Raw genomic sequence first — 12,137 nt, forward strand, 5'->3', positions numbered from 1 at the left:
TGGCGCGCCGCCGGCCTGACGACCTGGGTCCAGGCAGGCCGTAAGGCCCGTGCACCAGGAGAGCGGGGCTTACCGCGACCCTCCCGGTGCCATGGGTGCCGCCCGGTGCCCCGGGACACCGGGCGTTCGCGGACGCGTCAGTCCGCGAACCGCTCGCCGAGCTCGGCCTTGGCCACCAGCAGCGCGGGCGGCTCGAACTGCTCCCCGTACGCGGCGGCCAACTCCCGGGCGCGGGCGGTGAACCCGGCGACGCCGCCGTCGTACCCGTTGATGTACTGGAGCACTCCCCCGGTCCAGGCCGGGAAGCCGATGCCCAGCACCGAGCCGATGTTGGCGTCGGCGACGGAGGTCAGGACGCCCTCCTCGAGCAGCCGTACGGTGTCCAGGGACTCCGCGAAGAGCATGCGCTCCTGCATGTCGCGCAGCGACGACCCGGCCGCCGTCGCGGGCTCCGCCGCCCCGAAGTGCTCGGCGAGGCCCGGCCACAGCCGTGTCCTGCGGCCGTCCTCGTAGTCGTAGAAGCCCGCGCCGCCGGCGCGCCCGGTGCGGTCGAACTCGTCGACCATGCGGTCGATCACCTGCTCCGCCGGGTGCACGCGCCAGGTGCCGCCGGCCGCCTCGACCGCCGCGCGGGCCTCGGCCCGGATCTTGCGCGGCAGCGTCAGCGTCAGCTCGTCCACCAGGGAGAGCACCTTCGCGGGGTAGCCGGCCTGCGCGGCGGCCTGCTCCACGGAGGCGGCCGGGATGCCCTCGCCGACCATGGCGACGCCCTCGTTGAGGAAGTGGCCGATCACCCGGGAGGTGAAGAAGCCGCGCGAGTCGTTGACGACGATCGGCGTCTTGCGGATCTGCCGGACCAGGTCGAACGCGCGGGCCAGCGCCTCGTCGCCGGTGTCCCGGCCGCGGATGATCTCGACCAGCGGCATCTTGTCGACCGGGGAGAAGAAGTGCAGCCCGACGAAGTCGGACTGCCGCCGGACTCCTTCGGCGAGCGCGGTGATCGGCAGGGTGGAGGTGTTGGAGCACAGCAGCGCGTCCGGGGCGACCACGTCCTGGATCTCCTGGAACACCTTGTGCTTCAAGGCGGCGTCCTCGAAGACCGCCTCGATGACGGCGTCGCAGCCCGCGAGGTCGGCCGGGTCGGCGGTCGGGGTGATCCGGGCGAGCAGCGCCGCCCGCTTCTCCGGCGTGGTGCGGCCCTTGGCGAGCGCCTTGTCCAGCAGCCCGGCGGAGTACGCCTTGCCGCGCTCGGCGGCCTCCTGGGTGACGTCCTTGAGGACGACGTCGATGCCGGCGCGCGCGCAGGAGTAGGCGATGCCGGCGCCCATCATGCCGGCGCCCAGCACCGCGACCTTGGCGACCTGGCGGGCAGGCACGTCCTTGGGGCGGCTGGCACCGGAGTTGACGGCCTGCATGTCGAAGAAGAACGCCTGGATCATGTTCTTCGAGACGGGGCCGCAGGCGAGTTCGGTGAAGTAGCGCGCCTCGATGGTGAAGGCGGTGTCGATGTCGACCTGGGAGCTCTCGACGGCGGCCGCCAGGATGGCGCGCGGCGCCGGGAACGGGGCGCCGGCGAGCTGCTTGCTCAGGTTCGCCGGGAAGGCGGGCAGGTTCGCGGCGAACGCGGGGCTCTTGGGGGTGCCGCCGGGGATCTTGTAGCCGGGCACGTCCCAGGGCTGCCGGGCCTCGGGGTTGGCGAGGATGAAGGCGCGGGCGCGGGCGAGCAGGTCGTCGCGGTCGGTGGCCACCTCGTGGATCAGACCGGCCGCCAGGGCGCGCTCCGGCGTGTACTGGCGGCCCTGGAGCAGCACCTTGAGCAGGGCGTCGGCGATGCCGAGCAGCCGGACGGTGCGCACCACGCCCCCGCCGCCGGGCAGCAGCCCGAGGGTGACCTCCGGGCAGCCGATCTTGCTGCCGGGCGCGTCCAGGGCGACCCGGTGGTGGCAGGCGAGCGCGATCTCGTAACCGCCGCCGAGCGCCGCGCCGTTGATCGCGGCGACGACGGGCTTGCCGAGGGTCTCCAGGCGGCGCAGGCGGCGCTTGATGCGCAGGGACCCGGCGAAGACGTTCTCGGCGGTCTCGGGGGTGGCGCGGATGAGGTCGCGCAGGTCGCCGCCGGCGAAGAAGGTCTTCTTGGCGGAGGTGACGATCACGCCGCGGATGCCGTCGAGTTCGGCCTCCAGGCGGTCGAGGGTGGCGTCGAGGGAGTCGGCGAAGGCCGCGTTCATGGTGTTCGCGGACTGCGCCGGGTCGTCGAGGACGAGGGTGACGACGCCCTCGGCGTCCTGCTCCCAGCGGATGTTGGTGGACTCGCTCATGGTCTTCGAAGCTCCGTTGGTCCGGTTGGTCCGGCGAGGTGCGGGCGAGGGGTGGAACGGCCGTGCGCGGTGGTGCGGGGCACGGGCGGCCGCGGGGTGCGGGAGCGCGGCCGGGTCAGAGGCGTTCGACGACGGTGGCGACGCCCATGCCGCCGCCCACGCACAAGGTGGCGAGGCCGTAGCGCTGGTCGCGGCGCTCCAGTTCGTCGATGAGGGTGCCCAGGATCATCGCGCCGGTCGCGCCGAGCGGGTGGCCGAGCGCGATGGCGCCGCCGTTGACGTTGACCTTGTCGATGCTGACGCCGAGGTCGGCGGCGAAGCGCAGCACGACCGCCGCGAACGCCTCGTTCATCTCGATCAGGTCGATGTCGCCGACGCTCAGCCCGGCCTTGGCCAGCGCCTTGCGGGAGGCGGGCGCGGGGCCGGTGAGCATGATGGTCGGCTCGGAACCGGAGACGGCCGCGGACAGGATGCGGGCGCGCGGGGTGAGGCCGTAGCGCTCGCCGACCTCGCGGTTCCCGATGGCGACCAGCGCCGCGCCGTCCACGATGCCGGAGGAGTTGCCGGCGTGGTGGACGTGGTCGATCCGCTCCACCCAGTGGTACTTCTGGAGCGCGACCGCGTCGAAGCCGCCGGCGTCGCCGATGGTGGCGAAGGACGGCTTGAGGGCGGCCAGCGACTCGGGGGTGGTGCCCGGCCGCATGTGCTCGTCGCGGTCCAGGACGGTCAGGCCCGCGCGGTCCACGACCGGGACGACGGAGCGGTCGAAGCGACCCTCCTTCCACGCCTCGGCGGCGCGCTCCTGCGACAAGGACGCGTACGTGTCGACGTCGTGCCTGCTCCAGCCGCCGATGGTGGCGATCAGGTCGGCACCGATGCCCTGGGGCACGAACCCGGTCTCGAACGACGTCATCGGGTCCATGGCCCAGGCGCCGCCGTCGGAGCCCATGGCAACGCGGGACATCGACTCCACGCCGCCGGCCAGCACCAGGTCCTCCCAGCCCGAACGGACCTTGGCCGCCGCGAGGTTGACCGCTTCGAGGCCGGAGGCGCAGAAGCGGTTCTCCTGCACGCCGGCGACGGTGTCGGGCAGGCCCGCGGCAATGGCGGCGATCCGGGCGATGTCCGAACCCTGGTCGCCGATCGGGCTGACCACGCCGAGCACGATGTCGTCGATGGCCGCGGGGTCCAGGTTCGGGAAGCGGCGGCGCAGTTCGTGGATGAGGCCGACGACGAGGTCGATCGGCTTGGTGCCGTGCAGGGAGCCGTTGGCCTTTCCGCGCCCGCGCGGGGTGCGTACGGCGTCGTAGACGTAGGCGTCGGTGCTCAACGTCGTGCCTTTCGGTGAGGGTTCGCGGGTGGGGTGGCGCTGGGTGCGTCGGACCTGGTCAGCCGGAGGGATCGCCGGCTGGTCCGGAGTCGTCGGAAGCGGGCGCGGTGTTGACGGCGGGTACGGAGCCGGCGGCAGCTACGGAGCCTGCGGCGGGCGCGGGGTCGGCGGCTATCAGGGCGGGGGATTCCCAGTCCCGGGCCACCTCCGCGGTGTGCGCGCCCGGAAGCGCGGGCGGGCGGCGCAGCGCGGCCGGGGTGGCGGAGAAGCGCGGCGCGGGAGCGGGTTGCACCACGCCCTCGTACGCCGCCAGGGTGCCCCGGGCCGCGAGGTGCGGGTGGTCGTGGGCCTCGCCGAGCGGCAGTACGGGCGCGACGCAGGCGTCGGTGCCGTCGAAGACGCCGGCCCACTGCTCGCGGGTGCGGGTACGGAACCGGGCGGCGACGGCCTCGCGCAGTTCCGGCCAGCGGGCGGGGTCGGTGCGCAGGGCCGCGGCCTCGGCGGGCAGGCCGAGCAGCGCGGTGAACTCGTCGTAGAAGCGCTGCTCCAAGGCGCCGACCGCCATGTGGCCGCCGTCCGCCGTGGCGTAGACGCCGTAGAAGGGGGCGCTGCCGTCCAGCAGGTTGGAGCCGCGCCGGTCCTGCCAGGCGCCGGCGGAGCGCATGCCGTGGAGCATCGCGGTCAGGTGTGCGGTGCCGTCCACGATGGCCGCGTCCACGACCTGGCCGCGGCCGTGGGCGCGGGCGTGGTGGAGGGCGGCGAGCACCCCGGTGACGAGGTAGAGGGAGCCGCCCGCGTAGTCGCCGAGGAGGTTGGCGGTGGGGGCGGGTGGTCGGTCGGGGGCGCCTGCCAGGTCGAGGGCGCCGGTCACCGCGATGTAGGCGATGTCGTGGCCCGCGGTGTGCGCGAGCGGGCCGTCCTGGCCCCAGCCGGTCATCCGGCCGTAGACCAGACGGGGGTTGCGGGCCAGGCAGGGCTCCGGGCCGACGCCCAGGCGCTCGGCGACGCCGGGGCGGTAGCCCTCGATGAGGATGTCGGCCCGGGCGACGAGGTCGAGGACGGCGGGCGGGCCGGTGGCGGCCTTGAGGTCCACCAGGACGGAGCGCTTGTTGCGGTTGGTGACGTCGTGGGCGGGGTCGACGCCCAGGCCCTGGCCGCCGGGGCGGTCGACGCGCACGACGTCGGCGCCCAGGTCGGCGAGGAGCATGGCGGCGAACGGACCGGGCCCGATGCCGGCGAGTTCGACGACGCGCACTCCCGCCAGCGGGCCGGGTGGGGAGCCGGCGGCCGGGTTCGACGGTTCTCGTGTCACTTCCGCGATGGTAGGAACGTGTTCCAGTTTTGGCAAGGGCTGACTGAGCGCTCGCTCAGCGGGTCGCGTGGCGACCCGGTGGGCAGATGTACCTACGCTTGAACGTCACTTCCACGACCCTTTGCGATGGAGCGTTGCCGATGAGCGCGTACGACCCGAACAACGTGAAGATCAGCCCGTCGACGTGGGTGGCCGAACAGGCCGAGCGGTACGAGTCCTCCAACGGCACGGAGGGCACCGACATGAACGGCTCGCCCTGCCTGCTCATCGACTACCTCGGGCGCCGCAGCGGCGTCTGGCACCGGACGGTGCTGATCTACGGGCGCGATGGGGAGGACTATCTGATCGTCGCGTCGAAGGGCGGTTCCGACGAGCACCCGGTGTGGTTCCTGAGCGTGCGGGACAACCCCGAGGTGCACTTGCGGGTGGGCACCGAGCGCTTCGCCGCGCGGGCCGAGGTGCTCTCGCCGCAGGAGAAGGCGCGGGTGTGGCCGCATCTGGTGGAGGTCTACCCGCCGTACCAGGAGTACCAGGAGAAGACCGAGCGGGACATCCCGGTGGTCCGCCTGCGCCGGGTCTGACCGGGCCGCCTCCGCGCGACAAGTAACGCGCCGAGTAGGACGAGTAAGGGGCACCCTCCCTGGAGGATGCCCCTTACTCCTTTGCTCCCCGACCCCGTACGGACGGCCCGGCCCCGCGCGCCCCGGCGACTACTTCCCGTGCTTCCTGCCGCGGGCGGCGAGCGACGCGGTCAGTGCCGCGAGCACCACTTCGAGCGCCAGCAGGAACATCAGGCCGAGCCCGAAGGCGTGCGGGTAGCGGGCCGGAGCCCCGTCGCCGGTCGCGCCGTAGAAGATGATGCCGATCAGCGCGATGCCGAGGGCGCCGCCGATCTGCTGGATGGTCGCCACCACTCCGGACGCCGACCCGACCAGGTCCTCCCGGACCGTGCCCAGCGCCGTGTGGGTGAGCGGCGCGATCACCATGCCCATCCCGATACCGTCCACGGCCAGGCCCGGCACCAGCTCCCACAGGCTGCCGGTGGTGCCCGAGGCGTGCACCGCGTCCCACAGCCCGCCCAGCCCGACGGCCATCAGCAGCGCGCCGACCGGAACCGTGGCGGCGCCCATGCGGGCCGCGATGCGGTGCGCGGTGGTGGAGGTGATCAGATAACCGCCGCCGATGGACAGGAACACGGTGCCGGACTCCAGCGCGCCGAGGCCGCGGCCGGCCTGGAGGTAGAGGGCGAGGACGAGGAAGAACGAGCCCTGCCCGGTCCAGAAGACCAACTGCGCCAGGGCGCCCCACGCGAACCCGCGCTCGCGGAACAGCGCGGTGTTCAGTACCGGGTCGCCGCCCGCCCGGCCCAGCCGGCTCTGGTGCGCGACGAACGCGGCGCCGAGTATCGCCGAGCCGGCCAGGCTGAGCCAGGTCCACAGCGGCCAGCCCTGCGCGCGGCCCTGGATCAGCGGCAGGACCAGGGCGACCACGGCCGCGGTCGACAGCGCCACACCGGTGTTGTCCAGCCGCGGCCGGCGTGCAGCGCGCGACTCGGCCAGCGCCCTGGGCGCGAGCACCAGGGCGGCCAGCCCGACCGGCACGTTGATCAGGAAGCAGGCGCGCCAGCCCAGGCCGAGCACGTCCGCCTTGATCAGCAGACCCCCGATGAGCTGCCCGAAGACGGCGCCGACGCCCATCGTCATGCCGTACATGCCGAACGCGCGGGCCTGCGCCTTGCCGGTGTAGGCGGACTGGAGGATCGCGAGCACCTGGGGGCCCATCAGCGCCGCCGACAAGCCTTGCAGGACGCGGGCGGTGATCAGGGTGTCGGCGGTCGGCGCCACACCGCACGCCGCCGAGGTGACGGTGAACAAGGCCAGCCCGACAGCGAACACCCGGCGGCGGCCGAAGATGTCGCCCAGCCGGCCGGCCGTGATCAGGCCGGTCGCGACGGCCAGCCCGAAGCCCGCGACCACCCACTGGATCGAGGCGGCTCCGGCGTGCAGGTCGCTCTGCATGGCGGGGATCGCCACGTTGACGATGAAGATGTCCAGGGCCGCCATGAAGGTCGCGGCCAGCAGGACCATGAGGCCCAGCCCGGACCGGCCCGAGTCCGCGGCGGGGCGGTGGGGCACGGAGGGGCTGAGGGTGGAGGAGGCCGAGGCCATGACGGTGCTCCTGTTCTTGTCTGCGGGACCGCCGGACCGTGGGGGACCACGGACCGGCCGGATCGCGGGACGCGTCCCCGGCTCCTGGGAGCCGAGTCGCTTGCGCGTTGTCCTTGCAGGTCAAGACGGTACGGAGCGAGCCGGTCGGCCGAATCAGTCACGGTTAGGTACTTGCGACGGCCGGTATCGGACACGCCGTCATGACCCGCGCGGCACGACCGGGGCGACGCACCGAGGCGACGCGGCCGGACGACGTCGGGAACGGGCCGTACACCGGCACGACACGGCCGGACGACGTCGGGAACGGGCCGTACACCGGCACAACGCGGCCGCGCCGCGCCCGATGGGGTGCCCGCGCCTCGACCGCTTGGCCATGACGCGGCCGGCCGCGCCGTCAGCGAGCCGGCCGAACCGTCAGCCGGGCGGACGCACCGTCAGCGCGGGCTGGTGAGCAGGGGCGTGAGCGCGTCGAGCGCCTGCGTGAGCCTCGGGGTCGTGCAGTGGCGGGCGAGCCGGGCCGCGTCGCGGGCGAGGGAGCGCGCGGCGTCGTGGTCACCGGTCAGGGCGCGGGCCTGGGCGGTGCGCGCCGAGTACAGCGCGCGGTCGCGGACGAAGCAGGGGTCCTGCATCGCCAGGGCCTGCTCCAGCAGCGGGCGGGCCTCGTAGGGCAGGCCGAGGTCGAGCAGCGCCAGGCCCTGCTGGGCGGCGAGTTCGGCGGTGTCGAACCCGTACAGCCAGGGCGGGGCGGACTCGCTCTCGGCGGCGTCCAGGCGGCGTTCGGCCTCGGCGGCGGCCCGCCGGAAGGCGCCCTCGGCGCCGAGCGCGGCGTGCGCGCGGGCCAGCCGGATCGCGGCCAGCGCGCGGACCGCCGAAGGGGTGCCGCCCGCGGCGCGGACCGCCGCCTCGGACGCGGCGACCGCGTCCTGCGGATGCCCGGTGATGACGGCCTGGAGCGCGAGGCCGCCCCACAGGGCGACCGCGAGCGGGCGGTCCCCTGCGGCGTGGGCGAGCCGCAGCCCGGTCAGGTAGTGGCGCTGGGCGGCGCCGTACCGGCCCCCGTCGGTGGCCGCCCAGCCGCCGAGCTGGGCGAGGTCGGCGGCGACCCGCAGCAGGCGCCGCTCGATGGCGGGGCTCTGCGGCTGCCGCTCCAACAGCCCGCGGACCAGCCGCAGATCGGCCTCGACCCGATGCCGTACGGCCGAGCCGCCGAGCCGGTCGTCCAGCCGCCGCAGCCCGAGCGCACCGGCTTCCAGCCAGTCCAGCACCCCGCTGTCGACGGTCCCGGGGGCTCCCACCTGCTCGGGCACCCGCGCGCGCCGGGCAGATCCGGGCGCCGGGCCCGGGGGCGCCGGCTGAGCGCCGCGTCCCGGCCCGACCGGCCATACGGCCACCCGGCTCGCGGGGCCGGCGGAGCGAGGACCGGTCCGCGCACCGGGAACGGCCCGTACGTCGGGACCGGGCCACGCACCGGGAACCGCCCGCGTGTCAGGGCCGGTTCGTCCCCCGCGAAGGGCGGAGCCGCGCGGCCCCGCGCTCCGCATGGGCGCGCCCGGCCCGCCGGCAGCGGGAAATGCTTTGTCCGGGACGGGATCTGACGGTGATGAGGGGGGTACGCAGGGCGCGGCGACGGCCGTGTCCCAGTCGGCGATCGCGTTCCGCAGCCCGATGCCCTCCGCGATCGGGAAGCCGCGGGAGTCGTCCGCCGCGTCGTCCAGGAGCGCGTCGAGGGCGGCGCAACTGCCGTCCACGTCCCAGGGCAGGCCGTCCGGCATCCCGGTGTGCGCGGGCAACCAGCGCGGCCACGGGTGCAGTTCGAGCTCGCGCGGGGCGATGCCCAGCGCGCGGGCGAGGGCGCGCTGGCTGTCGGCCTCGGGCACCACGCCCCAGTGCTCCCACCGCCACACCTTCTCGCGCCGCGCGGCCATCGGTACGCCGAGCACCCGCGCGTGGTCCGCGATCACCCGCGCCAGGTCCTGGTAGCTCCAGCCGTGCCGGCGTCGCACATAGGCCAGTGGATGCGTGGACGCGGCGGGCGTACCCTCTCTTGCCACGTTACTTTCGTCCATTCACCTGGTCCCCACTGGACTCACCCGTCTCATCGCGCGGCGCCCGCGCGCGACGATCAGGTTTTCGAATGTCAACTATGCCGTGTCCCACACCTGTCGGCGACCGGCCTACCCGGACGTCCCGGGTCCGAATCCGGTTCCCAAACCCCGGCAACAATACGGGACTACACCGAGACAACAGGTCCGGTCTTGTCCTGAACCGGCGCATACCGATTGGCTGTTCGCGATCACTGGACGTCACGTGCGCCGTGGAGGGCTGCCCGCGGATGACCCCACCGCCCCCACCCTTCCGCTTCAGGCGAGGCAAGGACGACGTCACCTTCGATCCCGCTTTCGGCGACGAGGAGCTGGTCGCCGCCCGCGCCGCTCTCACCCAGGGCCGCTGGACAGACGTCCGCGCGCTGCTGGCTTCCACCGGTGACGACTGGGACTCGCGCGGGCACCGCCTGGTGGTCCTCGGCGAGGGCAAGTCCTCCGCCGCGTGGGCCGAGGAGTGGCGGCTCGCCGAGCCGGAGAGCGCGGACGCCGCGGCACTGGCCGCCGCCGCGGCCGTCTTCCGGGCCATCAGAGGCAAGCAGAAGCCCGAGGACGCACGGGAGTTGTGCCTGCGCGTGGCGCGGATGGCGCCGACCGACCCGACGCCCTGGCTGTTCCTGCTGGTCCTGGCCCGGCGCACCGGCAGCGACGACGAGCAGGTGCGCGCCTTCGACCAGGTGCGCGGCCGGCACCGCGGCCACCACCACGCGCACCACCTGATGACGCAGTGCCTCGCCGAGCGCCAGAAGACCGACGGGGACGACCCGTTCCACGAGGTGTACGAGTTCGCGGAGTGGGCGGCCGGCGAGGCCGGGCGCACCTCGCCGCTGTCCGCGTTGCCGCTGGTCGCGCTCGTGGAGCGGTACCGCGCGCTGGCGGCGTCCGGCGCGCTGCCGTCCGACCCGGCCCGGCTGCCGTACTGGACCAGCGCGCGGGCCCGCAACAGCGTGCGGGCGGGCTTCGACTGGTGGCTGGACTGGGACCGCGTGCCGTACCCGCGGCTGCCGGTCGACCTCAACCACCTGGCGTACGGCAAGTTCCACTCCGGCGACACGGTGGCCGCGGCAGCGCTGTTCAACCGGATCGGCGCGGACGCGACCCGCGTGCCCTGGTCGTATCCGGACCGCGACCCGAAGAAGGCGTTCCGCGCCGCGCGCAACTACGCGCTCGGTTTCGGTTCGTCGTGACTCCCCCCGAACTCCCCACCAACTCCCCCCCGAACTCCCCCCGACAGACCCTGCTCCACCCGTACCTCCCGTACCTCCCACCTTGCACCGGAAGGAACCGCGGCCATGCTGACGGGTAGTACCAACGAGATCAGCACGTTCAAGGGCGAGCAACGCGCGTTGCGCGCGGACCGGATCGGCGCACCCGCACTGCTGCTGTCGGTGCTCGCCGCGACCGCGCCGCTGATGGTGGTGGCGGGTGTCATTCCGACCACCTTCGGCACCATGGGCATCATCGGGGTGCCGCTGCTGTTCGTGATCGTCGGTGTCGTGCTGGCCCTGTTCAGCTTCGGCTACGCGGAGATGAGCCGCCACGTGCACAACGCGGGCGCCCTGTACGCGTACATCTCGCGCGGCCTGGGCAGCACCATGGGCGCGGGTGCCTCCTACGTGGCGCTGTTCGCGTACAGCATCATGCAGGTCGGCACCTACGGGATCTTCGGCTTCGAGATATCCGGGCAGATCTTCCAGCACTGGCACCACAACGTGTCCTGGTGGATACCGGCGTTGTGCGGCGTGGTGATCACCGCGGTCTTCGGCGCGCTGAAGATCGACCTGAACGCCAGGACGCTGGGCGTGCTGCTGATCGTGGAGACCCTGCTGACGCTGGTCTTCGACTTCAGCTTCCTGGGCGACCCGGGGCCGCAGGGCGTGTCGATGCACGCGTTCAACCCCAGCACGCTGAGCGGGGCCGGGCTCGGCACCGCGCTGTGCTTCGTGATCGCCGGCTTCGTCGGCTTCGAGCAGGCGCCGGTCTACGCCGAGGAGACCAGCGAGCCGCAGCGCGTGGTGTCGAAGGTGATGTTCCTGGCGATCGGCTTCGCCACTCTCTTCTTCGCGTTCAGCTCCTGGGCGATCACCGTGGCGACCGGCCCCTCGCACGTGGTCGGGCAGTCGCAGGAGCAGTCGGCGAACCTGATCTTCGCGCTCAACCAGGGCCGGCTCGGCGGGGCGTTCACCGACACGCTGAACGTCTTCTTCATCACCGGCATCTTCGCGTCGATGCTGAGCTTCCACAACGTGGTGGCCCGCTACGCGTTCGCGATGGGCCGCGACGGCCTGCTGCCCCCGGCGGTCGGCCGGACCTCGAAGTCCAGCGGCGCCCCCGCGGTCGGGTCGTTCCTCCAGTCGGTGGTGGCGCTGGTCGTCGTGGTGCTCTTCGCGGTGACCGACCACGGCAAGTTCGGGCCGCAGGGCCCGGACCCGACGGCGCCGGTGCTGCGGCTGTTCACCTGGGCGGGCAACGTCGGCGCGCTGGGCGTGGTGCTGCTGATGGCGACGGCGGCCGTCGCCGTGATCGTCTTCTTCGTGAAGCGCGGCGCGGCCGCGGTGCAGGGCTGGCGGCTGGTGACCTCGGGCCTCGCCGCGATCGGGCTGCTGGTCATCTTCGTCTACTCGGTGAAGGACTTCGCGGTGCTGCTCGGCGCCAACCCGGGCCACGGGCTGCGCTGGATTCTGCCGGGCATCATCGCGCTGGCCGCGGTGATCGGCCTGGTCTACGGCGCGGTGCTGCGGGCCCGGCGGCCGGAGGTGCACGCCAGGATCGGCAAGGGCAACGAGGCGTTCCAGCTGGAGAAGGCGGCCGCGGCCGCGGGTTCGGCGGAAGGCACCGCCTGACCCTTCCCCGACGCTGGTCCTGGCCCGCCACGGCCTCGGCCCGGACCCGGTTCCGCCCGGCGGC

8 protein-coding genes are annotated in these 12,137 nt (G+C 73.6%); 3 read left to right on the plus strand and 5 right to left on the minus strand.

Translation table 11 applies throughout. The features are described from left to right. Positions 1–137 precede the first annotated feature (137 nt). The 3 genes from OG896_RS04555 to OG896_RS04565 all read right to left on the minus strand — a co-directional run bounded on the left by OG896_RS04555 (position 138) and on the right by OG896_RS04565 (position 4,903). Positions 138–2,318, minus strand: a complete 2,181-nt coding sequence (locus tag OG896_RS04555) for a 3-hydroxyacyl-CoA dehydrogenase NAD-binding domain-containing protein (protein WP_329362603.1) — start codon at positions 2,316–2,318, stop codon at positions 138–140. Positions 2,319–2,433: 115 nt separating this feature from the next. Continuing rightward, positions 2,434–3,648 carry an acetyl-CoA C-acetyltransferase gene (locus tag OG896_RS04560; RefSeq protein ID WP_328472063.1) on the minus strand — a complete coding sequence of 405 codons (1,215 nt, stop codon included), beginning with the start codon at positions 3,646–3,648 and terminating at the stop codon, positions 2,434–2,436. Positions 3,649–3,706: 58 nt separating this feature from the next. Then, a complete protein-coding gene (locus OG896_RS04565) occupies positions 3,707–4,903 on the minus strand; it encodes a CaiB/BaiF CoA transferase family protein (protein WP_329373703.1) in 1,197 nt (398 codons plus the stop codon). Between the two features lie 197 nt (positions 4,904–5,100). Here OG896_RS04565 and OG896_RS04570 point away from each other — a divergent pair, with 197 nt between their 5' ends. Next, positions 5,101–5,541, plus strand: coding sequence for a nitroreductase family deazaflavin-dependent oxidoreductase (locus tag OG896_RS04570; RefSeq protein WP_329362606.1), 441 nt, complete (start codon positions 5,101–5,103; stop codon positions 5,539–5,541). Between the two features lie 129 nt (positions 5,542–5,670). Here OG896_RS04570 and OG896_RS04575 read toward each other — a convergent pair whose 3' ends face one another. Then, the gene (locus OG896_RS04575) at positions 5,671–7,128 is read right to left on the minus strand and encodes an MFS transporter (protein WP_329362608.1); all 1,458 of its coding nucleotides are present in this window, start codon (positions 7,126–7,128) and stop codon (positions 5,671–5,673) included. A gap of 434 nt (positions 7,129–7,562) precedes the next feature. After that, positions 7,563–9,179: a hypothetical protein gene (locus OG896_RS04580; protein WP_329362610.1), complete on the minus strand. Its 1,617-nt coding sequence runs from the start codon at positions 9,177–9,179 to the stop codon at positions 7,563–7,565. 281 nt (positions 9,180–9,460) lie between these two features. Here OG896_RS04580 and OG896_RS04585 point away from each other — a divergent pair, with 281 nt between their 5' ends. Beyond that, positions 9,461–10,417 carry a hypothetical protein gene (locus OG896_RS04585; RefSeq protein ID WP_329362612.1) on the plus strand — a complete coding sequence of 319 codons (957 nt, stop codon included), beginning with the start codon at positions 9,461–9,463 and terminating at the stop codon, positions 10,415–10,417. A 105-nt stretch (positions 10,418–10,522) separates the two neighbouring features. Further along, positions 10,523–12,073 carry an APC family permease gene (locus OG896_RS04590; RefSeq protein ID WP_329362613.1) on the plus strand — a complete coding sequence of 517 codons (1,551 nt, stop codon included), beginning with the start codon at positions 10,523–10,525 and terminating at the stop codon, positions 12,071–12,073. Positions 12,074–12,137 lie beyond the last annotated feature (64 nt).

Origin of the sequence: Streptomyces sp. NBC_00669, assembly GCF_036226785.1 — a bacterium.
Lineage (GTDB): Bacteria > Actinomycetota > Actinomycetes > Streptomycetales > Streptomycetaceae > Actinacidiphila.

Excerpts from the sequence above, each read along its gene's own strand:
- OG896_RS04555 (WP_329362603.1), bottom strand. The coding sequence starts at position 2,318 with ATGAGCGAGTCCACCAACATCCGCTGGGAGCAGGACGCCGAGGGCGTC.
- OG896_RS04570 (WP_329362606.1), top strand. The coding sequence starts at position 5,101 with ATGAGCGCGTACGACCCGAACAACGTGAAGATCAGCCCGTCGACGTGG.
- OG896_RS04575 (WP_329362608.1), bottom strand. The coding sequence starts at position 7,128 with ATGGCCTCGGCCTCCTCCACCCTCAGCCCCTCCGTGCCCCACCGCCCC.
- OG896_RS04585 (WP_329362612.1), top strand. The coding sequence starts at position 9,461 with ATGACCCCACCGCCCCCACCCTTCCGCTTCAGGCGAGGCAAGGACGAC.
- OG896_RS04590 (WP_329362613.1), top strand. The coding sequence starts at position 10,523 with ATGCTGACGGGTAGTACCAACGAGATCAGCACGTTCAAGGGCGAGCAA.